We start from the raw sequence: 22,818 nt of genomic DNA, 5'->3' as shown, positions 1-22,818 counted from the left end.
CCATGAGCGACACTTCCTCCCCCTTCGGCTTCGAGCTCGTGCGGCGTGGTTACGACCGCGGTCAGGTGGACGACCGCATTACCAAGCTGGTCTCCGACCGCGACAGCGCACTTGGACGCATCAACTCTCTGGAAAAGCGGATCGAGGAGCTACATCTCGAAACGCAGAACGCCCAGGCCCAGGTGAGCGACGCGGAGCCGTCGTACGCCGGTCTGGGCGCCCGGGTCGAGAAGATCCTGCGACTGGCCGAGGAGGAGGCGAAGGACCTGCGCGAGGAGGCCCGTCGCGCGGCCGAGCAGCACCGTGAGCTGGCGGAGTCGGCCGCCCAGCAGGTGCGCAACGACGCCGAGTCGTTCGCGGCGGACCGCAAGTCGAAGGCGGAGGACGAGGGCGTCCGCATCGTCGAGAAGGCCAAGGGCGACGCCTCCACCCTGCGCGCCGAGGCCCAGAAGGACGCGGCCTCCAAGCGCGAGGAGGCCGACGCCCTGTTCGAGGAGACCCGCGCCAAGGCCGCCCAGGCCGCCGCGGACTTCGAGACCAACCTGGCCAAGCGGCGCGAGCAGTCCGAGCGCGACCTGGCCTCGCGTCAGCAGAAGGCCGAGAAGCGTCTCGCGGAGATCGAGCACCGGGCGGAGCAGCTGCGCCTGGAGGCCGAGAAGCTGCGTACGGACGCCGAGCGCCGGGCCCGCCAGACCGTGGAGACCGCGCAGCGCCAGGCCGAGGACATCGTCGCCGACGCGAACGCGAAGGCCGACCGGATCCGCAGCGAGTCCGAGCGCGAGCTGGCGGCGCTCACCAACCGCCGCGACTCCATCAACGCGCAGCTGACCAACGTCCGCGAGATGCTGGCGACGTTGACCGGCGCGGCCGTGGCCGCGGCCAACCCGATCGTCGACGACGAGCCCGTGACGCGGGGCGTGCCGGCCCAGCAGAGCCGCTGATACACGACCGCACGGCGTTGGGCCGTACGTCACTCTTTTGAGGTGGCGTACGGCCCTTCGGCGTTCTAGCGTGGCCGCATGATCGAGCTTGAGGGACTAACCAAACGATTCGGCGCCAAGACCGCCGTGGACAACCTCAGCTTCCAGGTCAGACCGGGGGTGGTCACCGGCTTCCTCGGCCCCAACGGGGCGGGGAAGTCCACGACCATGCGCATGATGCTCGACCTCGACAACCCGACCAGCGGTACGGTCCGGATCGACGGCAAGCACTACCGGGAACTGCCGGAACCGCTGAAGCACATCGGGGCGCTGCTGGACGCGAAGGCCATGCACGGCGGCCGCAGCGCGTACAACAACCTCCTCTGCCTGGCCGAGTCGAACCGGATCCCGCGGAGCCGGGTGACCGAGGTGCTGGACCTCGTCGGCCTGACCCCGGTGGCCAAGAAGAAGTCGAAAGGATTTTCGCTCGGGATGGGCCAGAGGCTGGGAATCGCCTCCGCGCTGCTCGGTGATCCGGAGATCCTGATGTTCGACGAGCCCGTCAATGGTCTGGACCCGGAGGGAATTCTCTGGATCCGCAATCTCATGAAGGGGCTGGCCGCAGAGGGGAGGACGATCTTCGTCTCCTCCCACCTGATGAGCGAAATGGCGCTCACCGCGGACCATTTGGTGGTGATCGGACAAGGAAAGCTCCTTGCCGACTTGTCGATGTCCGATTTCATCCAGCAGAACTCCCGCAGTTACGTGCGCCTGCGCTCCCCGCAGCAGGAACGGCTGAAGGACGTGCTGCACGAGGCCGGGATCGACGCCGTCAGCGTGCCCGCCACCGGGACGCTGGAGATCGACGGCGTCACGGCCGAGCGGCTCGGCGAGCTGGCCGCCCAGCACCACATCGTGCTGCACGAACTCAGCCCGCAACGGGCTTCACTGGAGGAAGCGTTCATGCGGATGACGGCGGACTCCGTCGAGTACCACGCCCACGCGCCGGGGGCCGTCGCGCCCGCCGGCGCCCCCGCCGCCGCGCCCGCCTGGGGCGCCGGCTACGAAGCGACGCGCGAAGGCGGCAAGTGACCATGGCCTTCTCCGCCGTCGCCAGGTCCGAGTGGACCAAGATCCGCACCGTCGCCTCCACGAGCTGGACCCTCGCCATCGCCTTCATCGCCACCGTCGGCTTCAGCGCCGCCTTCTGCGCCGCGGTCAGCTCGAGCTTCGACAGCATGAAGCCGGTCGAGCGGGCCACCTTCGACCCCGTACTGCTGAGCTTCAGCGGGATGTCGTTCGGCCAGCTGTCGATGATCATCTTCGGGGTGCTGGTGGTCAGCACCGAGTACAGCACGGGCATGATCCGCACTTCGCTGGCCGCCGTTCCCTCGCGCGCCGGCTTCCTGCTCGGCAAGCTCACCGTCGCCACGGCGCTGGCGCTCGTGGTCGGCCTGCTGACCAGCTTCGTGTCGTTCTTCCTCGGGCAGGCCGTCCTGGGGGACCACGGCACCGGCCTCGGCGGGGACGGCGTCCTGCGCGCGGTGATCGGCGCCGGCGTGTACATGGCGCTCCTGGCCCTGTTCTCCATGGGCGTGGCCACCATGCTGCGCAGCTCGGTCGCCTCGATCAGCATCCTGATCCCGTTCTTCCTGATCGTCTCGAACATCCTCAGCGGCTTCGAGTCGACCCGTAAGTACGGCCAGTACCTGCCCGACAAGGCGGGGTCCAAGATCATGCAGATCGTGCCGGACGCCATGGGCAGCACCGAGACGCCCTACGGCCCCTGGGGCGGCCTCGGGATCATGCTCCTGTGGGTGCTGGCGGCCGTACTCGGCGGGTACCTGGTGCTCAAGAAGCGCGACGCGTGAGGGACGGGTGTGGCCCGGCGTCCTCCCTGTGACGGACGCCTCCCGTACTACGGGACATCCCGGAGCCGGATCTCAGGGAGACCTCAGGGATCCGCTCCGGGAGGGAACCGGAGAGGACTCGATATCCTCTTAAGGCGTACGTGGGCGAGAGCCGTCCCGGCCTGGCAAGGGGCAGCACGATGATCGAGGCAGTCGGCCTGACCAAGCGCTTCGGCGCCAAGACCGCCGTCGACGGGCTTTCCTTCCAGGTCAAGCCGGGTCACGTCACCGGATTCCTCGGGCCCAACGGCTCCGGGAAATCCACCACCATGCGCATGATCCTCGGCCTGGACCGGCCCACCGCCGGGCACGTCACGATCAACGGCCTCCCCTTCCGGGAGCTGCCGAACGCCCAGCGGCACGTCGGGGCCCTGCTCGACGCCAAGGCCGCGCACGGCGGCCGCCGGGCCCGCGCGCACCTGCTGTCCGTCGCCCAGCTCTCCGGGATCCCCGAGAAGCGGGTCGACGAGGTCCTCGGGGTGGTCGGGCTCCAGGACGCGGCCCGCCAGCGCACGAAGGGCTTCTCCCTCGGCATGGGGCAGCGGCTCGGCATCGCCACCGCCCTCCTCGGCGACCCGCAGGTCCTGCTCTTCGACGAGCCGGTCAACGGCCTCGACCCCGAGGGCATCCTCTGGGTCCGCAACCTGATGCGCCGCCTCGCCTCCGAGGGCCGCACGGTGTTCGTCTCCTCACACCTGATGAGCGAGATGGCCCTGACCGCCGACCACCTGATCGTGATCGGCCGGGGGCGGCTGTTGTCCGACATGAGCACCCAGGACTTCATCACGCACAACTCGGCCGGATTCGCCCGGGTCCGCGCGGCGGGCAACGGCCCCGACGGCCGCGTCATCCTGGGGACCGCGCTGACGAAGGCGGGCGGCCGGGTGCTCCAGGAGCCCGACGGCGCCCTGCGGGTGACCGGGCTGGAGCTGCCCCGCATCAGCGACCTCGCGCACGAGACCGGCGTACGGCTGTGGGAGCTGTCCCCGCACCGGGCCTCGCTGGAGGAGGCCTACATGCGGATGACCCAGCCCTCCGTCGAGTACACCTCCACCGACGACCCGCGCGCGGAGCTGTGGGAGCCCGAGCCGCTGACCGTCCCGGACTGGGAGGAGGAGGCGCGGGCCCCCGTGGTCCCCGCCGAGACCGCGGCGAGCTTCTTCGCTCCCCCGCCCCCCGGAGCCGGCACCCGGCCCTTCCTGATGCCCGGCAGCGCCGCCGATCTCGCCCCCGCCGCCCAGAACAGCCCCGAGGAACCCCGATGACCGCCACCGCCGACGCGACCCCGCCCGCGAGCGCGGGGCGGGCCGACGGCTACAGCTCGCCGCTGCCCACCCCACGGCCCCACCTCGGGCACGCCCTGGCCTCGGAGTGGACCAAGCTGACCTCCGTGCGCTCCACCGTGTGGACCCTCGGCTCGCTCGTGGTCCTGGTCGTCGGCATCGGCCTGCTCGCCGTGCTCCAGACCTCTTCCGGCGATTACACCTCGATCCCCTTCGTCGCACCCGCCCTCTTCGGCATGATGGTCGGCCAGCTCGCGGTGATCGTGCTCGGGGTGCTGACCGTCTCCTCCGAGTACGGCACCGGCCTGATCCGGACCACCTTCACCGCCGCCCCGGACCGGCTGCGGGTGCTCACCGCCAAGTACCTCGTCTTCGGCACGGTCGCCTTCGGCGTCACCCTGGGCTCGGTGGGGTTCGTGGGCATCGCCGCCGCCCTCCTGCACAGCGGCCCCGCCGCCGGCCACCACGGTGGCGGCGAGTGGCTGGGCGCTCTGGGCGGCTGCCTCTACGTGACCCTGCTGGGCGTCCTCGCGCTCGCCGTCGGCTCCCTCGTCCGGCACTCGGCCGGCGCGATCGCCGTCATGCTCGGCCTGGTCACCATGCCCCCGGTCCTCGGGGGGATCCTGACGATGTGGCCCGCCACCAAGGGCATCGGCCTGACCGTGGTCAGCTACAACGCGCCGGTGGGGCTGATCCAGCTCTTCGGGATGCCCAACAGCGGCATGAACGGCAGCCCGACCCCCAGCGCGCCGGCCCAGCTGGGGCTGCTGGTCCTGGTCACCGCGCTCGCCGTGGCGGCCTCGTACGTGGTGGTGCGCCGCCGCGACGTCTGAGCCCCCGGCCGGTCAGTACTTCGGCGCGTTGCGGGACCGCTGCACCTTCGAGGTGCGGCGGTCCTTCGCGTTCCAGCAGGCCTTGTGCCAGTGCCGCCGGTCGTCCACGCCGCCGTACTCGGGCCAGGCCACCAGGTGCGGGGTGCCCGAGGGGATCTCCTGGTCGCAGCCGGGGCAGCGGTAGCGCTTGCCCGCCGCGCTCGCCCCCGCCACGTGCCGGACCTTCCACTCCTCGCCCTGGTACTCCTCGGTCCGCTCCAAGCCGTACCGGTCGAGGCCGGTGGCGGGTCGTTCGTCCGGAGTCTCGCCGCCCCTGGGGCGGTTGTGGCGCGGTGACACGTATACCTCACGAAGGGGCGGCCGACAGTGACTTTCTTCCAGACTACGCGCAGCGAGCCCGGGTACCCGCAGGGTGGCGGATGAAGGCCGACCGCCACGAGGGGACCGGCCCGACAATCTCAATAACTTTGCCGTCAGGCCGTGCCTTTGGCACGTGTCAGACGTTGTTGCCATCAGATGTTGATGTCATCAACGAGTCGGTCCACCTGGGGGAGGCCGCGTCAGCCGCGAGGAGGCTAAGGCGATGCGCGTAGGAGCGTTTGTACTGGCGGCCCAGTTCCCGGGCCAGGGACAGGGCGAGGCACTGCACCGGGCGGTGCGGACCGCCGAGGTGGGCGAGGAGTCCGGACTGGACTCGGTCTGGCTCGCCGAGCACCACTTCGTGCCGTACGGGGTCTGCCCGTCGGCGGTGACCCTGGCGGCCCTGCTGCTGGGGCGGACCCGGCGGCTGCGGGTCGGCACGGCGGTGAGCGTACTGCCCAGCACGCACCCGGTGGCCCTCGGGGAGCAGGCGGCCCTGCTCCACGTCACCTCGGGCGGCCGGTTCACCCTGGGGGTGGGGCGGGGCGGTCCGTGGGTGGACCTGGAGGTGTTCGGGGGCGGCCTGGAGGCCTACGAGACGGGTTTCCCCGAGGACCTCGACCTGCTGCGGCGCTGGCTGACCGAGCCCCGGGTGGGCGCGGCCGGCGACCGGCACCGCTTCCGCGAGGTGGCCGTCGTACCGTGCCCGGCGCAGGCCCTGGACGGGGACGGGACCGGGCCGGAAGTGATCGTCGCCTGCACCTCTCCGACGTCCGTGCGCCTCGCCGCCGAGCGGGGGCTGCCGATGCTGCTGGGCATGCACAGCGGGGACGAGGAGAAGGCGGAGATGGTCGCGCTGTGGGGGCGGACCGCGCTGGAGGCCGGCCACTCCCCCGAGACCGTACGGGCGGCCGGGCACGTGTCGGCCGGGGTGTGCCAGCTGGCGGACCGCACGGCGGACGCCCGGGAAGCCCTGCTCAAGGCGATGCCGGGCTGGTTCCGTCAGGGTCTGGACGCCCATGTGACGGTGGACGGCCGGCAGCGCGCGATGCGCGACCCCGTCGCCTACACGGAACTCCTGTGTGACCTGCATCCGGTCGGCAGTCCCGCCCTGGCGGCGGACCGGCTGGCGGCGACGGCCGAACGCACCGGGATCACGCGCTTCGCCCTGCTGACCGAGGGCTCCGGAGACCTCGCGGCGACGGAGGAGAACGTGCGGCGGCTCGGCACGGAGGTCCTGCCGCTGCTGGTGTGACGCGGGCGGGACGCGGCGGGCCCGGGGCCGGGGAGGGGCCTGGGCTGCCGCTCCGGTGTCAGTCGCACCTTTCGCGACACGGAGCGGCAGCGGAGTACGGTCCCGCTAGCAGTCGCGCAGTTCCGGCGACTGGTTGAGCAGCTGGCCGCGGATCGACGTGAACTTGGCCAGCCGGTCGTCCACCGAGGGATCGAGCGGGAACACCGCTACCCGGTGGCAGTTCTGGAATGCCAGGCGCACCCCGAAGTGCCGCTGCAGCGCACCGCGTATCGCGTCACTCGCGAGCGCGCGCAGCAGCTGCCCACGGGCCTGCTCGTCCGGCGGCGGCGTCTGGTTGTCGGCGAACTCTCCGCCCTCAACCTCCAGCTGGGCCGTCAACGAGCTGATCATCTCCCATGCGTAGGGCAGGGAGGTCCGGACGCAGTCGACGAATGCGGCTTCGTCGACCTCGCCTCGCTCGGCCTGTTCGAGTAGGGCCGGTGAGACGTCGAGCGACATGGGTTCTCCTCTCGTGACCCCGGACGATTGGGTTGCCGGAGTCTTACGGGCAGGGAGGGAGGCCGCGACGCAGCGTGCACGCTCGGCAACCTCCCGCTCACCACGGTAGGCGCCCACCGGGTGCCGCACCAGGAGAATGCGCATACAACGCGCCATCGGCGAACGGGGCTTTCAGGGGCGAATCGCGTGGAGGCCTTCTCGTCGAGTAGCGTTGCCGACCATGCGTCTCGTCATTGCCCGCTGCTCCGTCGACTACGCGGGCCGGCTCACCGCCCATCTGCCCTCGGCACCCCGTCTGATCCTCGTGAAGGCCGACGGCAGTGTCTCGATCCACGCGGACGACCGAGCGTACAAACCGCTCAACTGGATGTCGCCCCCGTGCACCCTCAAGGAGGGGACGGGAGACGACGCGGGCGTCTGGACCGTCGTCAACAAGGCGGGCGAGAAGCTCATCATCACCATGGAAGAGGTCCTCCACGACTCCTCCCACGAGCTGGGCACCGACCCCGGGCTCATCAAGGACGGCGTCGAGGCGCACCTCCAGGAACTGCTCGCCGACCGCATCGACACCCTGGGCGACGGCTACACCCTGATCCGGCGCGAGTACATGACGGCGATCGGCCCCGTGGACATCCTGTGCCGGGACGCGTCGGGTGCGACGGTGGCGGTGGAGATCAAGCGCCGTGGGGAGATCGACGGCGTCGAGCAGCTCACCCGGTACCTGGAGCTCCTCAACCGCGACCCGCACCTGGCACCGGTCCGGGGGATCTTCGCGGCCCAGGAGATCAAGCCGCAGGCGCGGGTGCTCGCCAACGACCGCGGCATGGACTGCGTGGTCCTCGACTACAACGCCCTGCGCGGCATCGAGGACGACAAGCTCCGCCTCTTCTGAGCCGGTCCTTGCGAGCCGGTCCTCGCGACATGGGCGACGGCCCCCCGAGCGCGTGCTCGGGGGGCCGTCGTCGTGTCAGGCCGTCGCCGCCGCGGACGGGGACAGGGGCGTGGTCGGTGACTGGGCCGCCGTCGAGGTGGCCGGGGGCGTGACGGGCGCGGTGGGCGTCGGGGGATCGGTCGGCTTCGTCGGGGTCGGCGTGACCGGCGCCTCGGAGGAGGCCGGGGGCTTCGTCGGCGGGGCCGGCTTCGTCGCGGGCGGGGTGGTCTGCGGGGGCTGCTGCGGACCGGTCGTACGGGCGGGCGGGGTCGGCTTCCCGGACTCCCCCGTGCCCGGCTCGGGCACGGAGGGCGCCGACTGCGGCGGGGACGAGGAGACGCCCGGCTCCGGTGCGGGATCGTTCCCTCCGCCACCCGGAACCTGCGGCGGGACCACCGGCGGGGTGTCCGGGGTCGAGGACACGGCGGGGGCCTGCGGCTGATCCGGGTCCCCGGAGGCCAGCGCCAGGCCGACCACGGTGCCGAGCGCGACCACCGTGAGCGCGCCGGCGGCGGCGAGCAGCACCGTCTTGCGCCGCCCCGCCGGTTCGGGCTCCGGACGGCCGGGGCCGGTCGGCGGCGCGGGCTGCGGAAGCTTCGGGAAGGCGTCCTCGAACACCTGCGACAGGGTCGTCGGCGTGGTCGTCGGCGACGACGGGCGCCCGATCACCGGGGTGATCCGGGTGACGGCCTCGGAGCCCTCGGGGGCCACGGGCCCGGCGGCCGCGGCGGCGTCGGGCTTGACCATCGGGACGGGCGACGTCACAGCGGTCGGGGCCGTTACAGCCGTTACCGCCGTCGGCGCCGTCACGGCCGTTACCGCCGTCGGCGCCGTTACCGCCGTCGGCGCCGTCACGGCCGTCGGCGCCGGACCCAGGGCCGGAGCCTGCGTCCGGGCCGGTATCGCGGCCCCGGGGAAGGCCCCCGGAGCGGCTCCCGGGAGGTTCACCGGCGGCTCCAGCCGCAGCGGCGGCGACACCTCCACCCCCAGCGCCTCCCGGTCGGTGACCAGCGCCAGGGCCCGCCGGCCCGCGACCGTCCCCCGCTTGTCCGCGAGCGCGCCGCGCAGCCCGATGGAGGCCTCCAGCTCCGCACGGGCCCGGTCCAGGCGTCCCTCGCACAGCGCGAGCACGCCCAGTTCGTGGTGGAAGTAGGCCTGCTCGGCGACCTCCCCCGCCTTCCTCGCGGCCTCCGCACCCGCCCGCAGCACCCGCTCCCACGCCTCCCAGTGCAGGGAGGCGGCGAAGGCCGGCGCCGCCGTGCGGGCCAGGAGTACGGCCGCCACCACATCGGCCCCGGCCAGCGCGGCCAGCACCGCGTCGGCCTCGGCCGCCACCCGCTCCGGGGTCACCGAGGCGTGCCCGGTCCACCAGGCGTAGTGCCGCGCGGCGGTACGGGCCTCCTCGGCGGCGGTGTCCCCGTACCCGGCCTCCTCCAGCTGCCGGGCGACCCCCTCGGCGAGGCGGTGGCGCGGCCCGACGGGGGTGATCAGCCCGCAGCCCAGCAGTTCGGCGACGGCGGAGTCGGCGTGCGTGTCACCGACCAGCGCGGGCAGGTGCGCGTGGTGCGGGAGTTCGCCGCCCAGCGCGCAGGCGATCCGCAGGGCGGCCCGTGCCGACTCGCTGACCCGGGAGGCCAGCAGTTCGGCGGGGGCCGCGCCCTCCGCGAGGGTGGGCAGCGGCACGTGGGCGGGGTCGCGGGGGCGTTCCTCGAAGACGCCCGGCTCCTCGTCCTCGTCCCGGGCGGACGTCCGGTTGATCTCGTCGCGCTGCCGCAGCAGGGCGGCGGCCTGGACGAAGCGCAGCGGCAGCCCTTCGGAGGCGAAGCGCAGGTCGCCCGCCCAGGCGGTCTCCTCGTCGGTCAGCGGCCTGCCGGTGCCCGTCTCCAGCAGGGTCACGCAGTCGGCCCGGCCGAGGCCGCCGAGGAAGACCTCCTCCAGGTGCGCGTCGTCGGAGGGGGACTTGGTGTCGGGGGCGGCGGCGAGAAGGTAGGCGCATTCGGGCGTGGCGCGCAGCAGTTCGTCGAGGGCGGCGCCGCCCAGCTCCAGGTCGTCGAGGAGGACGACGGCACCGATCTCACCGGCCCGCGCGAGGAGTTCCGTACGGTCGGGGCGCCGGTCGGGGGCCTCGTACACGGCGGCGTAGAGGGCGTACAGCAGCTCGGCGGGCTGCTGGAGGCCGTACCCGCTCAGCCGGACGACGCCGTCGGGGGCGAGGCCGGCGCAGTCCCGGGCGACCACGTCGAGGAGGGCGGAGCGGCCGGATCCGGCGGGCCCGGTCAGCCGGACGGAGCGTCCGCGCCCCAGCAGCCGGACGATCCGTTCCCGTTCCCCGTCACGGCCCAGGAGGGGGACGGCGGGGACGGGCGGTCCCGGGAGCGCCGGGGGCCGGGCGGCCGTGTCCCGGGCGGCGCGGGAGGCCGCGTCGCGCTTGGCGGGGCCCCGGCCGGCGGCGGGGGCCGCGGTGGGGCGCAGGGGCTCGATCTCGCTGCCGTCGACGGGGTTGACGGTGAGGGTGAAGTCCCCCGCGGTCAGGGTCACGATCCGGGCGGGTGCCAGGGGCGCCGGGGGCGACCCGGCCGGTCCGATCGCGGGCTGGTGCGCGGCCGGTCCGCCCGGCTCGGGCTGCCCCTGTGTACGGTCCGTACGGTCCATGACCAAGTCCCCCGATCGCGTCGCGCGCGCCGCCGTCGCCGCCGTCGTCATTACGCCCGGCCTTCGCTCGCGCCGCTGTCGCTACTCGTCCGGTTTCCGCCCGAACCCTAGACCGTGGGCGGGCGCGCGGGAACCGCAGGGGTGTCTTCACCACCGGACCGTTACGTTTCCTCCGGTTGTGTCCGGGGCGCGGCGGAGGGAAGTGGAAGGGCGGACGGCCGCTCAGACCCGGGGCAGGGATTCCGCTTCCAGCCCGCCCTCGATCGCCAGGATCCGGTGCAGCCGGGTCGCCACCAGGAGGCGCTGCATCCGGTCCGGCACCCCGCGCAGGACGAGGCGCCGGCCGCTGCGCCCGGCCCGCCGGTGGGCTCCCATGATCACGCCGAGTCCGGTCGCGTCCCAGGAGTCCAGTCCGGTCAGGTCGAGCACCAGGTCGCCGTGGCCGTGGTCCAGGGCGGTGTGCAGGGCCGTACGGGCGTCCGCCGCGCTGCGCACGTCGAGGCGACCCCCGACAGCGAGTTCGGCGTGGTCGCCCCTGATGTGCATGTGTGCTCCCCGGCTGTACTGCGTGCGTCTGGTCCGACTGGTCCGTGGTCGGCAACTCTCACTGCAACTGACTGCCCCGCGGGCGGGGAAGTTGCCGACCGTGAGCGAACCGATACCTAATTCACCCCGTAGGGTGCGGAGGTTCGAACGGTAGTTCTCAGTGCTTGTAGAAGCCCTGTCCGCTCTTGCGGCCGATGTCACCCGCGTCGACCATGCGGCGCATCAGCTCCGGCGGCGCGAACTTCTCGTCCTGCGACTCGGTGTAGATGTTGCCGGTGGCGTGCAGCAGGATGTCGACGCCGGTGAGGTCGGCGGTGGCCAGCGGCCCCATCGCGTGGCCGAAGCCCAGCTTGCAGGCGATGTCGATGTCCTCGGCGGAGGCGACGCCCGATTCGTAGAGCTTCGCGGCCTCGACGACGAGCGCGGAGATCAGACGGGTCGTCACGAATCCGGCGACGTCGCGGTTGACGACGATGCAGGTCTTGCCGACGGACTCGGCGAACGCGCGGGTGGTGGCGAGGGTTTCGTCGCTCGTCTTGTAGCCGCGCACCAGCTCGCAGAGCTGCATCATCGGCACGGGCGAGAAGAAGTGCGCGCCGACGACCCGCTCCGGACGCTTCGTCACGGCCGCGATCTTGGTGATCGGGATGGCGGAGGTGTTGGAGGCGAGGACCGTGTCCTCGCGGACCAGCTCGTCCAGGGTCCGGAAGATCTCGTGCTTGACCTCGATCTTCTCGAAGACGGCCTCGACGACGATGTCCACGTCGGCGACCGCGTCGAAGTCGGTGGTCGTCGTGATGCGGGCGAGGGCCGCCTCGGCGTCCTCGGCCGTCATCTTGCCCTTGGCGACGAACCGGTCGTACGAGGCCTTGATCCCGTCGGTACCACGGGTCAGCGCGGCGTCGGTGACGTCCCGCAGGACGACGTCCCAACCCGCCTGAGCGGAGACCTGAGCGATCCCGGAACCCATCAGTCCGGCACCGATGACGGCGAGCTTCCCAGCCACTGCACACCCCTCGTTTCCCATGCGGGCCAGTCTCATGGCCTCTCCGGCGGAGACTAGCGCCCGGGAGGGACGGTGTGACCGTGAAGTAACACGCGTCACGTCTCAGATGACGGACATCACACCGGTACGGCTCAGCACCCGTGCGCCGCCCCCCAGTTCACCCGACGCCGCCGGCGGGCGGCTGCCGTTCGGGTCCCCGGCGGCCCCGCACTACGCTGGCCGCATGGTGAACCTGACGCGTATCTACACCCGTACCGGCGACCAGGGCACGACCGCCCTCGGCGACATGAGCCGTACGCGCAAGACCGACCTGCGCATCTCCGCGTACGCCGACACCAACGAGGCCAACGCCGCGATCGGCACCGCCATCGCGCTGGGTTCCCTGCCGGACCCGGTCGTCAAGGTGCTCGTCCGGATCCAGAACGACCTCTTCGACGTCGGCGCCGACCTGTGCACGCCGGTGGTCGAGGACCCCCAGTACCCGCCGCTGCGCGTGGAGCAGTTCTACGTCGACAAGCTGGAGGCCGACTGCGACGCCTTCAACGAGGAACTGGAGAAGCTGCGCAGCTTCATCCTGCCCGGCGGCACCCCCGGCGCGGCCCTGCTGCACCAGGCCTGCACGGTGGTCCGGCGCGCCGAGCGCTCGACGTGGGCGGCGCTGGAGGAGCACGGCGAGGTGATGAACCCGCTGACGGCCACCTACCTCAACCGCCTCTCCGACCTCCTGTTCATCCTGGCCCGTACGGCCAACAAGGAGATCGGCGACGTGCTGTGGGTGCCCGGCGGCGAACGCTAGGCGACGGGGCCTAGCGGTCCTTTCCGGCCAGGGCCCCCGCCTCACCGGCGGCCGGGTCCGCGCCCGCCGGGGCCTTGCGCGGCCAGATCGAGTAGGTCGCGGCGATCAGCGCCTGGATGCCCAGGACCCGCAGGGCCACGAGCTGCCAGGCCCGCAGGGCACCGGTGTCGGCGGCGTCGCCGACGTACCAGACGCCCGCCTGGAGCAGGGCGAGCGCGACGGCGGCGCCCGCCAGGGTCCGCGCCCACAGCTTCCACTCGTGGACCGCGCGCTCCCGGCCGTACGTCGCGCCCGGCGGTTTCGGGCCACCGGCGAGGCGGTGGGCGGCGTGCCGGTCGAGCCACTTCAGGGTGTAGCGCCCGTAGCCGACGGTGTAGCCGAGGTAGAGGGCGGCCAGGCCGTGCCTCCAGCCCGGCTCGCCGCCGTTGGCGAGGTCGACGACGGAGGCGGCCAGCAGGGTCAGCTCCAGCAACGGCTCGCACAGCAGGACGGCGGCCCCCAGCCGGGGCATCCCGGCGAGGTAGCGCAGCGCCAGTCCGGCGGCGAGCAGCACCCAGAAGCCGACCTCGCAGGCGATGATCAGGGCGACGAGCACGGCGCACGCTCCGTTCCGGTGGGGTGGGATGGGGTGGGGTGGGATCACGGTTCCCCTCCAGCGTCCCGGCCGACGGGCGCCGCCACCTCGTCCCCCGTGACGAAAGCCCACTGCATCCTTCGATGTAGCGGCTCCTCCGCCCCCGCGGCGAGGCACCGGCCCCGCCCGCCCTGTTGGATGGGACCGTGCTCCCCAAGATCCCTCCCCCGCACCGCGACGACGTCCTGCTCGCGGTCGCCAGCGTGCTCACCGGCCTGCTGCTGTGGTCGCTCGGGGTCCACAGCACCGGTTACCGGCACTTCCTGCCCGACTGGGCGGCCCTGGTCCCGCTGCTGGTGCTCGGCTCCCTGGAACTGGTGCGCCGCACGCGGCCGGACCTCACCCTGACCGTCGGCACCCTCGGGGTGATCGCGGACCAGTTCACCGTGGGCAGCCTGGCCACCGTCGTGATCTTCACCGACCTGATGTACGCGGCCGTCGTCTACGGCAAGCCCGCCATGGCCCGCCGGCTGCCGGTCGGCACCGGCCTGATCACCGTCGTCGCCACCGTCGCCGCCCTCGCCTGGCTGCGCACCCCGCAGGCCCTGCTGATCGGCATCGTCGTCGGCATCATCGGCTTCGCCCCCGCGCTGACGGGCGCCACCCTGCGCAACCAGCGGGAGGCCGCCGAGGCCGCCAGGCTGCGCGCCGGGCAGACGGCGCTGCTGGCCGAGATGGACCGTACGCAGGCGGTGGCGGGCGAGCGGGCCCGGATGGCCCGGGAGCTGCACGACATGGTGGCCAACCACCTCTCGGCGATCGCCATCCACTCCACCGCCGCACTGTCCATCGACTCCCCCGCCACCAGCCGGGAGGCCCTCGGGGTGATCCGTGAGAACAGCGTCCAAGGACTGGCCGAAATGCGCCGCTTGATCGGTCTGCTGCGCGATGCGGGCGCCGGGCAGGAGGCGGTGGCCGTGCCCTCGCTGGACGGACTGGACGCACTGGTCGGGCAGGCCCGCGCCAACGGGGCGGCGAGCGGGCTGGACTTCGTGCTGGACGACGTCCGGGCGGACGGTCCGGCGCCGCCGGCCCCGGTGGAGCTGGCGGCGTACCGGATCGTGCAGGAGTCGCTGACCAACGCCCTCAAGCACGCGGCACCCGGCACGGTCGCGGTCAGGGTGGCCCACGAGGACGACGGGATGCTGCTGACGGTGGGCGTGGACTCCCCCTACGGAGAGCGGTCCGGCCCCCGCGCCCCCGGCTCCGGGGCGGGGCTGATCGGCATGCGCGAGCGGACGGAACTGCTCGGCGGCACGTTCACGGCGGGCCCGGCGGGTCCCGTCTGGCGGGTGCGGGCCGTCCTGCCCGCCGAGGAGAAGGCGGTACGGGAGTGAGCATCAGGGTCGTGGTGGCCGAGGACCAGAGCGCGGTACGGGCCGGCCTCGTGCTGATCCTGCGCAGCGCCGGGGACGTCGAGGTGGTGGGCGAGGCGGCCGACGGCGAGGAGGCGGTGCGCCTGGCCCGCGAGCTGCGGCCGGACCTCGTCCTCATGGACGTGCAGATGCCGCGTCTGGACGGGGTTTCGGCCACCCGCCGGGTGGTCGCGGAGGGGCTGGCAGACGTCCTCGTCCTGACCACCTTCGACCTGGACGAGTACGTCTTCGGGGCGCTGCGCGCGGGGGCCTGCGGCTTCCTGCTGAAGGACACGGACGCGGCGGAGCTGATCACGGCGGTGCGGACGGTGGCGCGCGGCGAGGGGCTGATCGCCCCGGCGGTGACCCGCCGCCTGATCGCCGAGTTCGCGACGCCGCAGCCGGTCCCCGACGCCGTGCGCCCGGAGACGGCGGCGGCGGTGGAGTCGCTGACGCGGCGCGAGCGGGAGGTGCTCGGTGCACTGGGTGCGGGTCTGTCGAACGCGGAGATCGCCGTCCGGCTGACCATGGCGGAGGCGACGGCGAAGACACACGTCAGCCGCCTCCTGAGCAAACTAGGCCTGCGCAGTCGGGTCCAAGCAGCCGTATTGGCAAGGGAGTTGGGGTTCCAGCCCGACGCCTGAACCGAGGTCTGGACCTCTTGACGCTTGGTCCAGACCTTTCTACTCTCACCGCAACACTGTGGTGAGCGTGCCATGTCAAAGGCCCCGGCCCACGACACCGCGTGCTCACGGGCGGCGCAGGTCCCACCCCCATGCAGCAGTCGGCCCCGCGACTGCTACGGACCTACGGAGGAGCACCCTTGAGCACAGCACCCCCACGACGCATCCGCCTGTTCCGGAGGCTGGCCGCCACGGCGGCCGCCCTCGCCCTGCCCGTCGCCGGCCTCGTCGGCCTGGCCGGCCCCGCGCAGGCCGCCGCCTCGGCGACCGCCACCTTCACCAAGGTCTCCGACTGGGGCTCCGGCTTCGAGGGCAAGTGGACGGTGAAGAACACCGGCACCACCACGCTCAGCAGCTGGACCGTCGAGTGGGACTACCCCTCCGGCACCTCGGTCACCTCCGCCTGGGACGCCACCGTCACCGGCTCCGGCACCCACTGGACGGCCAAGAACCTCGGCTGGAACGGCACCCTCGCCCCCGGCGCCACCGCCAGCTTCGGCTTCAACGGGGCGGGCCCCGGCGCCCCCTCCGGCTGCAAGGTCAACGGCGGCTCCTGCGAGGGCGGCACCACCCCCACCGACACCCCGCCCTCGGCCCCCGGCACCCCCACCGCCACGGGCGTCACCGAGACCGCGCTGACCCTGTCCTGGCCGGCGGCCACCGACGACAAGGGCATCAAGAACTACGACGTCTACCGGGGCGGCGCCAGGATCGCCACCGTCACCGGGACCACCTTCAACGACAGCGGCCTGACCAAGGGCACCACGTACGGCTACGCGGTCACCGCCCGTGACACCGCCGACCAGACCGGCCCCTCCTCCGGCACCCTCTCCGTCACCACCCCGGGTGGCGGCGGCACCGACCCCGGCAACCCGGGCGACCCCGGCGCCAGGGTCAAGCTCGGCTACTTCACCGACTGGGGCGTCTACCAGCGCAACTACCACGTGAAGAACCTGGTCACCTCCGGCACGGCGGCCAAGATCACCCACATCAACTACGCCTTCGGCAACGTCCAGAACGGCAAGTGCACCATCGGTGACTCCTACGCCGACTACGACAAGGCCTACACCGCAGACCAGAGCGTCGACGGCGTCGCCGACACCTGGGACCAGCCCCTGCGCGGCAACTTCAACCAGCTGCGCAAGCTGAAGGCCAAGTACCCGAACATCAAGGTCATCTACTCCTTCGGCGGCTGGACCTGGTCCGGCGGCTTCGGCCAGGCCGCCCAGAACCCGGCCGCCTTCGCCCAGTCCTGCTACGACCTGGTCGAGGACCCCCGCTGGGCGGACGTCTTCGACGGGATCGACATCGACTGGGAGTACCCCAACGCCTGCGGGCTGTCCTGCGACACCAGCGGCGCCGCCTCCTTCAAGAACCTGATGTCGGCCCTGCGCACCAAGTTCGGCGGGTCCAACCTGGTCACCGCCGCGATCTCCGCCGACGGCTCCAACGGCGGCAAGCTCGACCTCGCCGACTACGGCGGCGCCGCCCCGTACGTCGACTTCTACAACGTCATGACGTACGACTTCTTCGGAGCCTGGGACGCCAAGGGCCCGACCGCCCCGCACTCCCCGCTGACCTCCTACGCCGGCATCCCGATCGCCGGCTTCAACTCCGAGGCCGCCATCACCAAGCTCAAGGGCAAGGGCATCCCCGGCTCCAAGCTCAACCTCGGCATCGGCTTCTACGGCCGCGGCTGGACCGGGGTCACCCAGGACGCCCCCGGCGGCACCGCCACCGGTCCCGCGCCCGGCACCTACGAACAGGGCATCGAGGACTACAAGGTCCTCAAGAGCAGCTGCCCCACCACCGGCACCGTCGCCGGCACCGCCTACGCCAAGTGCGGAAGCAACTGGTGGAGCTACGACACCCCCGCCACCATCGCCGGGAAGATGACCTGGGCCAAGCAGCAGGGCCTCAAGGGCGCCTTCTTCTGGGAGTTCAGCGGCGACACCGCGAACGGCGAGCTCGCGAGCGCCATCCACACCGGCCTGCAGTAACCAAGGCCCCCGGAACACGACGAAGCCGGGGGGACGGGTCCGCCCCCGTCCCCCCGGCTTCTTCCGTGCGTCCTACGCCCGTCCTACGCGACGTTCACCCGCTGGCCGGGAGGCGCCGCCTCCAGCCAGGCCAGGAACCCGGTCAGCGCGTCCTCGCTCATCGCCAGCTCCAGGCGCGTCCCGCGGTGGGAGCAGCCGAGCACGATCGCGTCGGACAGCAGCGCCAGCTCCTCCTCGCCCTCGGGCGCCCGGCGGGCGAGCACCTCGATCGAGGAACGCTCCAACAGCCGGCGCGGGCGCGGGGAGTACGAGAACACCCGGAACCACTCGATCCGGTCACCGCTGTAGCGGGCGACCCCGTAGACCCAGCCCTTGCCGGAGACATCGGGCTCCTCGGCCATGCCCCAGCGCAGGCTGCAGTCGAAGGTGCCGCCGGAACGCTGGATGAGTCTGCGGCGCAGGCCGAAGACAAACAGCCCGATCACCACCAGGGCTACGACCAGGCCGCTCACAAGCAGAGCGAGGAGCATCTTCACCGACCTCCTCGCTCATCGAAATCCCGCACGACACAAAACGGATCCGCATCGCCTCAGCCGCGACCCGGTCTGGAAAATTCCAGCACGGACCGCGGCTGAGGTCACAAACTCTTCGGTACGGGACTCAGTGCCCCGTCACCGCGCGCAGCCGGACATCGGCGCGACGTTCGGCGGCCGCGTCGGCCTCCGACTTCGCGCGCTCCAGTGCCCGCTCCGCCCGCTGGACGTCGATCTCGTCCGCGAGCTCGGCGATCTCGGCCAGCAGGGACAGCTTGTTGTCCGCGAACGAGATGAATCCGCCGTGCACCGCGGCGACAACGGTGTTGCCCTCGCTGGTACGGATGGTCACCGGGCCCGATTCCAGCACACCGAGAAGCGGCTGGTGACCGGGCATGACGCCGATGTCGCCGGACGTGGTGCGGGCGACAACAAGGGTGGCCTCGCCGGACCAGACATTGCGGTCCGCCGCGACCAGCTCGACGTGCAGCTCAGCAGCCAAGGTGGCTCCTCGGGTCACCACCCGGCGGGTCAGCCGGGTGTTGGGTCAAATTCTAATGGGCGTGGGGAGAGGGACGGGACGTACCCCGCCCCTCTCCTTTTCGTTCTTCGAAGACTGCGTTCCGCAGAACGCGGCCGACTAGGAGACGCCCAGCTCCTTGGCGTTGGCCTTCAGGTCCTCGATGCCACCGCACAGGAAGAACGCCTGCTCGGGGAAGTGGTCGTAGTCACCGTCGCAGATGGCGTTGAACGCGGTGATCGACTCGTCGAGCGGAACGTCCGAACCGTCCACGCCGGTGAACTGCTTGGCGACGTGGGTGTTCTGCGACAGGAAGCGCTCGACACGACGGGCACGGTGGACAACGAGCTTGTCCTCCTCGCCCAGCTCGTCGATACCGAGGATCGCGATGATGTCCTGGAGGTCCTTGTACTTCTGCAGGATCCCCTTGACGCGCATCGCCGTGGCGTAGTGGTCCGCCGCGATGTACCGCGGGTCGAGGATGCGGGACGTCGAGTCCAGCGGGTCCACGGCCGGGTAGATGCCCTTCTCGGAGATCGGACGGGAAAGAACCGTCGTCGCGTCGAGGTGGGCGAAGGTGGTCGCCGGCGCCGGGTCGGTCAGGTCGTCCGCGGGGACGTAGATCGCCTGCATCGAGGTGATCGAGTGACCACGGGTCGAGGTGATGCGCTCCTGGAGGAGACCCATCTCGTCGGCCAGGTTCGGCTGGTAACCCACCGCGGAGGGCATACGGCCGAGCAGGGTCGACACCTCGGAACCCGCCTGGGTGTACCGGAAGATGTTGTCGATGAAGAAGAGCACGTCCTGCTTCTGCACATCGCGGAAGTACTCCGCCATGGTCAGACCGGCAAGGGCGACGCGCAGACGCGTGCCCGGCGGCTCGTCCATCTGACCGAAGACGAGGGCCGTCTTGTCGATGACGCCCGAGTCGGCCATTTCCTCGATGAGGTCGTTGCCCTCACGGGTACGCTCACCGACGCCCGCGAACACCGACACACCGTCGTGGTTGTTGGCGACGCGGTAGATCATTTCCTGGATCAGAACGGTCTTGCCGACACCGGCACCACCGAACAGACCGATCTTTCCACCCTTGACGTACGGGGTGAGAAGGTCGATGACCTTGACGCCGGTCTCGAACATCTCGGTCTTCGACTCGAGCTCGTCGAAGCGAGGCGCCTTGCGGTGGATCGGCCAGCGCTCGGTGACCTCGGCGTTCGCCTCGGGGTAGTTGAGCACCTCACCCAGGGTGTTGAACACCTTGCCCTTGGTGAAGTCACCGACGGGGACGGTGATGCCCTCGCCCGTGTCGGTCACCGGGGCCTGGCGGACCAGACCGTCGGTCGGCTGCATCGAGATGGTACGGACGAGGCCGTCACCCAGGTGCTGCGCGACCTCGAGGGTCAGGGTCTTGAGCGCGCCGTCCTCGGCCGGGTCGGCGACCTGGACCTTCAGCGCGTTGTAGATGTCGGGCATGGCGTCGACGGGGAACTCCACGTCGACGACCGGGCCGATGACCCGGGCGACGCGGCCCGTGGCGGCGGCCGTCTCAACAGTGGTCGTCATTACTTGTCACTCCCCGCGGTCGCGTCAGCCATGGCGCTCGCGCCACCGACGATCTCGCTGATTTCCTGGGTGATTTCGGCCTGGCGGGCCGCGTTGGCAAGCCGGGAGAGGCTCTTGATGAGGTCTCCGGCGTTGTCGGTGGCCGCCTTCATCGCGCGGCGGCGGGCGGCGTGCTCGGAAGCGGCCGACTGCAGCAGTGCGTTGTAGATACGGCTCTCGACGTAGCGCGGCAGCAGGGCGTCGAGGACGTCCTCCGCCGACGGCTCGAACTCGAACAGCGGAAGGATCTCGCCCTTCGCACCGTCCTCCTCCTGAGCCTTTTCGAGGCTGAGCGGCAGCATCCGGCCGTCGACCGGGTTCTGCGTCATCATCGACACGAATTCCGTGTAGATGATGTGCAGCTCGTCGACGCCGCCCTCGGCCGTCTCCGTCTGGATGGCCTCGATCAGCGGCCCGGCGACGCGCTTGGCGTCGGCGTAGGCCGGGCTGTCGGTGAAGCCGGTCCACGAATCCGCGACCTTGCGCTCGCGGAAGCCGTAGTAGGCCAGACCCTTACGGCCGACGATGTACGTGTCGACGTCCTTGCCCTCGCCGCGCAGCCGCTCGGTGAGCCGCTCCGCCTGCTTGATGGCGTTCGAGGAGTAGCCGCCGGCCAGACCGCGGTCGCTCGTGATGAGCAGGATCGCGGCACGGGTCGGCTGCTCGACCTCGGTCGTCAGGGCGTGCTTGGTGTTCGAGCCGGTTGCCACCGCGGTCACCGCACGGGTGAGCTCGGTCGCGTACGGCATCGATGCCGCCACCTTGCGCTGCGCCTTGACGATGCGCGAGGCGGCGATCATCTCCATCGCCTTGGTGATCTTCTTGGTCGCCGTGACGGCACGGATGCGACGCTTGTAGACCCGGAGCTGCGCTCCCATGAGTCAGGTCCCTTCCGTCGTCACTTGGAGACGTTGACGGCCGGCGCGTCCTCGCCCAGGAGCTTGCCGTCCGAGGTCTCGAACTGCTGCTTGAAGCCGGCGATGGCGTCCGCGATGGAGGACAGGGTGTCGTCCGACATCTTGCCGCCGTCGGCGATGGAGGTGAGGAGGTCCTTGCGCTCGCGGCGCAGGTGCTCCAGCAGCTCCGACTCGAAGCGACGGATGTCGTTGACCGGGACGTCGTCCATCTTGCCGGTGGTGCCGGCCCAGACGGAGACGACCTGCTCCTCGACGGGCATCGGCTGGTACTGGCCCTGCTTCAGCAGCTCGACCAGACGCTTGCCGCGCTCCAGCGAGGCCTTCGACGCGGCGTCCAGGTCGGAACCGAAGGCGGCGAACGCCTCCAGCTCGCGGTACTGGGCCAGGTCCAGGCGCAGACGACCGGAAACCTGCTTCATCGCCTTGTGCTGGGCGGAGCCACCGACGCGGGAGACCGAGATACCGACGTTCAGCGCCGGGCGCTGGCCCGCGTTGAACAGGTCGGACTCCAGGAAGCACTGGCCGTCGGTGATGGAGATGACGTTGGTCGGGATGAACGCCGACACGTCGTTCGCCTTGGTCTCGACGATCGGCAGACCGGTCATCGAACCGGCACCCATGTCGTCGGACAGCTTCGCGCAGCGCTCCAGCAGACGGGAGTGCAGGTAGAAGACGTCACCCGGGTAGGCCTCGCGGCCCGGCGGGCGGCGCAGCAGCAGCGACACGGCGCGGTAGGCGTCGGCCTGCTTCGACAGGTCGTCGAAGATGATCAGGACGTGCTTGCCGGCGTACATCCAGTGCTGGCCGATGGCGGAACCGGTGTACGGCGCCAGGTACTTGAAGCCGGCCGGGTCCGACGCCGGGGCGGCGACGATCGTCGTGTACTCGAGCGCACCGGCGTCTTCCAGGGCGCCGCGAACGGACGCGATGGTCGAGCCCTTCTGGCCGATGGCGACGTAGATGCAGCGGACCTGCTTGTTCACGTCGCCCGAGCGCCAGTTGTCGCGCTGGTTGATGATCGTGTCGACGGCCAGAGCGGTCTTACCCGTCTGACGGTCACCGATGATCAGCTGACGCTGGCCGCGGCCGACGGGCACCATGGCGTCGATGGCCTTGTAGCCGGTCTGCATGGGCTCGTGGACCGACTTGCGGACCATGACGCCCGGAGCCTGCAGCTCCAGGGCGCGACGGCCTTCGGTCGCGATCTCGCCGAGACCGTCGATCGGGTTGCCGAGCGGGTCGACGACACGGCCGAGGTAGCCCTCGCCGACGCCGACGGAGAGCACCTCACCGGTGCGCTGCACCGGCTGGCCCTCCTCGATACCGCTGAACTCGCCGAGGACGACCGCACCGATCTCGCGCTCCTCGAGGTTGAGGGCGAGACCGAGGGTGCCGTCCTCGAACTTCAGCAGCTCGTTCGCCATGGCGGAGGGCAGGCCCTCCACCTTCGCGATGCCGTCGCCGGCAACGCTGACCGTTCCGACCTCCTCGCGCGAGGCCGCGTCCGGCTGGTACGACTGGACAAAGTTCTCCAGTGCGTCCCGGATCTCCTCCGGCCGGATCGTGAGCTCCGCCATCTGGGTT

At 71.3% G+C, this 22,818-nt stretch carries 22 protein-coding genes; 11 read left to right on the top strand and 11 right to left on the bottom strand.

The features are described from left to right. The first annotated feature begins 2 nt into the window (after positions 1 to 2). The 5 genes from ABZW32_RS01410 to ABZW32_RS01390 all read left to right on the top strand — a co-directional run bounded on the left by ABZW32_RS01410 (position 3) and on the right by ABZW32_RS01390 (position 4,946). A complete protein-coding gene (locus ABZW32_RS01410; protein WP_266573907.1) occupies positions 3 to 941 on the top strand; it encodes a cellulose-binding protein in 939 nt (312 codons plus the stop codon). Positions 942 to 1,019: 78 nt separating this feature from the next. Then, the gene (locus ABZW32_RS01405) at positions 1,020 to 2,012 is read left to right on the top strand and encodes an ATP-binding cassette domain-containing protein (protein ID WP_356209656.1); all 993 of its coding nucleotides are present in this window, start codon (positions 1,020 to 1,022) and stop codon (positions 2,010 to 2,012) included. A 2-nt stretch (positions 2,013 to 2,014) separates the two neighbouring features. Continuing rightward, positions 2,015 to 2,791: an ABC transporter permease subunit gene (locus ABZW32_RS01400; protein ID WP_356209654.1), complete on the top strand. Its 777-nt coding sequence runs from the start codon at positions 2,015 to 2,017 to the stop codon at positions 2,789 to 2,791. 179 nt (positions 2,792 to 2,970) lie between these two features. Beyond that, positions 2,971 to 4,095, top strand: coding sequence for an ABC transporter ATP-binding protein (locus tag ABZW32_RS01395; protein ID WP_356209652.1), 1,125 nt, complete (start codon positions 2,971 to 2,973; stop codon positions 4,093 to 4,095). Beyond that, positions 4,092 to 4,946: an ABC transporter permease gene (locus ABZW32_RS01390; protein ID WP_356209650.1), complete on the top strand. Its 855-nt coding sequence runs from the start codon at positions 4,092 to 4,094 to the stop codon at positions 4,944 to 4,946. Before ABZW32_RS01395 ends, ABZW32_RS01390 begins: the two co-directional genes overlap by 4 nt. A 12-nt stretch (positions 4,947 to 4,958) precedes the next feature. Here ABZW32_RS01390 and ABZW32_RS01385 read toward each other — a convergent pair whose 3' ends face one another. Beyond that, a complete protein-coding gene (locus ABZW32_RS01385) occupies positions 4,959 to 5,285 on the bottom strand; it encodes an ATP/GTP-binding protein (protein ID WP_267012173.1) in 327 nt (108 codons plus the stop codon). Between the two features lie 244 nt (positions 5,286 to 5,529). On the opposite strand from ABZW32_RS01385, the gene ABZW32_RS01380 reads away from it, so the two are divergent. Then, positions 5,530 to 6,561 (top strand): LLM class flavin-dependent oxidoreductase, encoded by a 1,032-nt coding sequence (locus tag ABZW32_RS01380; RefSeq protein WP_356209648.1) that lies wholly within the window; start codon positions 5,530 to 5,532, stop codon positions 6,559 to 6,561. Positions 6,562 to 6,666: 105 nt separating this feature from the next. Here ABZW32_RS01380 and ABZW32_RS01375 read toward each other — a convergent pair whose 3' ends face one another. Next, positions 6,667 to 7,059 carry an SCO5389 family protein gene (locus ABZW32_RS01375; RefSeq protein ID WP_030235830.1) on the bottom strand — a complete coding sequence of 131 codons (393 nt, stop codon included), beginning with the start codon at positions 7,057 to 7,059 and terminating at the stop codon, positions 6,667 to 6,669. Between the two features lie 220 nt (positions 7,060 to 7,279). Here ABZW32_RS01375 and nucS point away from each other — a divergent pair, with 220 nt between their 5' ends. After that, positions 7,280 to 7,951 (top strand): endonuclease NucS, encoded by a 672-nt coding sequence (gene nucS / locus ABZW32_RS01370; RefSeq protein WP_030235827.1) that lies wholly within the window; start codon positions 7,280 to 7,282, stop codon positions 7,949 to 7,951. 75 nt (positions 7,952 to 8,026) lie between these two features. On the opposite strand, the gene ABZW32_RS01365 is transcribed toward nucS, so the two are convergent. The 3 genes from ABZW32_RS01365 to ABZW32_RS01355 all read right to left on the bottom strand — a co-directional run bounded on the left by ABZW32_RS01365 (position 8,027) and on the right by ABZW32_RS01355 (position 12,194). Continuing rightward, positions 8,027 to 10,642: an ATP-binding protein gene (locus ABZW32_RS01365; protein ID WP_356209646.1), complete on the bottom strand. Its 2,616-nt coding sequence runs from the start codon at positions 10,640 to 10,642 to the stop codon at positions 8,027 to 8,029. A 222-nt stretch (positions 10,643 to 10,864) separates the two neighbouring features. Continuing rightward, complete coding sequence (locus tag ABZW32_RS01360; protein ID WP_356209643.1) at positions 10,865 to 11,188, bottom strand: STAS domain-containing protein; 324 nt, start codon at positions 11,186 to 11,188, stop codon at positions 10,865 to 10,867. Between the two features lie 157 nt (positions 11,189 to 11,345). Further along, positions 11,346 to 12,194 (bottom strand): 3-hydroxyacyl-CoA dehydrogenase family protein, encoded by an 849-nt coding sequence (locus ABZW32_RS01355; RefSeq protein ID WP_356209641.1) that lies wholly within the window; start codon positions 12,192 to 12,194, stop codon positions 11,346 to 11,348. 223 nt (positions 12,195 to 12,417) lie between these two features. Here ABZW32_RS01355 and ABZW32_RS01350 point away from each other — a divergent pair, with 223 nt between their 5' ends. Then, positions 12,418 to 12,990, top strand: a complete 573-nt coding sequence (locus tag ABZW32_RS01350) for a cob(I)yrinic acid a,c-diamide adenosyltransferase (protein ID WP_266842340.1) — start codon at positions 12,418 to 12,420, stop codon at positions 12,988 to 12,990. Positions 12,991 to 13,000: 10 nt separating this feature from the next. Here the strand turns inward: ABZW32_RS01350 and ABZW32_RS01345 are convergent, their stop codons facing one another. Continuing rightward, positions 13,001 to 13,585: a hypothetical protein gene (locus tag ABZW32_RS01345; protein WP_356209637.1), complete on the bottom strand. Its 585-nt coding sequence runs from the start codon at positions 13,583 to 13,585 to the stop codon at positions 13,001 to 13,003. A 185-nt stretch (positions 13,586 to 13,770) separates the two neighbouring features. Between ABZW32_RS01345 and ABZW32_RS01340 the strand changes: the two genes are divergently transcribed. The 3 genes from ABZW32_RS01340 (at position 13,771) to ABZW32_RS01330 (ending at position 17,662) form a co-directional block, all read left to right on the top strand. Next, positions 13,771 to 14,961, top strand: a complete 1,191-nt coding sequence (locus ABZW32_RS01340) for a histidine kinase (protein WP_356209634.1) — start codon at positions 13,771 to 13,773, stop codon at positions 14,959 to 14,961. Then, on the top strand, positions 14,958 to 15,623 hold the full coding sequence (locus ABZW32_RS01335) for a response regulator transcription factor (protein ID WP_356209631.1): 666 nt from the start codon (positions 14,958 to 14,960) through the stop codon (positions 15,621 to 15,623). The genes ABZW32_RS01340 and ABZW32_RS01335 overlap by 4 nt, the downstream gene beginning before the upstream one ends. 131 nt (positions 15,624 to 15,754) lie before the next feature. Next, on the top strand, positions 15,755 to 17,662 hold the full coding sequence (locus tag ABZW32_RS01330; protein ID WP_356209629.1) for a glycoside hydrolase family 18 chitinase: 1,908 nt from the start codon (positions 15,755 to 15,757) through the stop codon (positions 17,660 to 17,662). 83 nt (positions 17,663 to 17,745) lie between these two features. On the opposite strand, the gene ABZW32_RS01325 is transcribed toward ABZW32_RS01330, so the two are convergent. From ABZW32_RS01325 to atpA, 5 genes are all read right to left on the bottom strand, one after another. Next, entirely contained in the window at positions 17,746 to 18,192 is a 447-nt protein-coding gene (locus ABZW32_RS01325; protein ID WP_266842335.1) for a DUF2550 domain-containing protein, read from the bottom strand. Between the two features lie 130 nt (positions 18,193 to 18,322). Beyond that, the gene (locus ABZW32_RS01320) at positions 18,323 to 18,697 is read right to left on the bottom strand and encodes a F0F1 ATP synthase subunit epsilon (protein ID WP_008738187.1); all 375 of its coding nucleotides are present in this window, start codon (positions 18,695 to 18,697) and stop codon (positions 18,323 to 18,325) included. 138 nt (positions 18,698 to 18,835) lie between these two features. After that, positions 18,836 to 20,278, bottom strand: coding sequence for a F0F1 ATP synthase subunit beta (atpD, locus tag ABZW32_RS01315; protein ID WP_356209626.1), 1,443 nt, complete (start codon positions 20,276 to 20,278; stop codon positions 18,836 to 18,838). After that, positions 20,278 to 21,195: a F0F1 ATP synthase subunit gamma gene (locus tag ABZW32_RS01310; RefSeq protein WP_356209623.1), complete on the bottom strand. Its 918-nt coding sequence runs from the start codon at positions 21,193 to 21,195 to the stop codon at positions 20,278 to 20,280. The genes atpD and ABZW32_RS01310 overlap by 1 nt, the downstream gene beginning before the upstream one ends. A 20-nt stretch (positions 21,196 to 21,215) precedes the next feature. Further along, positions 21,216 to 22,811 carry a F0F1 ATP synthase subunit alpha gene (gene atpA, locus ABZW32_RS01305; RefSeq protein WP_266625406.1) on the bottom strand — a complete coding sequence of 532 codons (1,596 nt, stop codon included), beginning with the start codon at positions 22,809 to 22,811 and terminating at the stop codon, positions 21,216 to 21,218. Positions 22,812 to 22,818 lie beyond the last annotated feature (7 nt).

The sequence above is a fragment of the Streptomyces sp. NPDC004667 genome, assembly GCF_040609475.1.
In the GTDB taxonomy this organism is placed as follows: Bacteria; Actinomycetota; Actinomycetes; order Streptomycetales; family Streptomycetaceae; genus Streptomyces.
The sequence above is the reverse complement of the archived record's forward strand: the minus strand, read 5'-3'. Positions and strand labels throughout refer to the sequence as shown.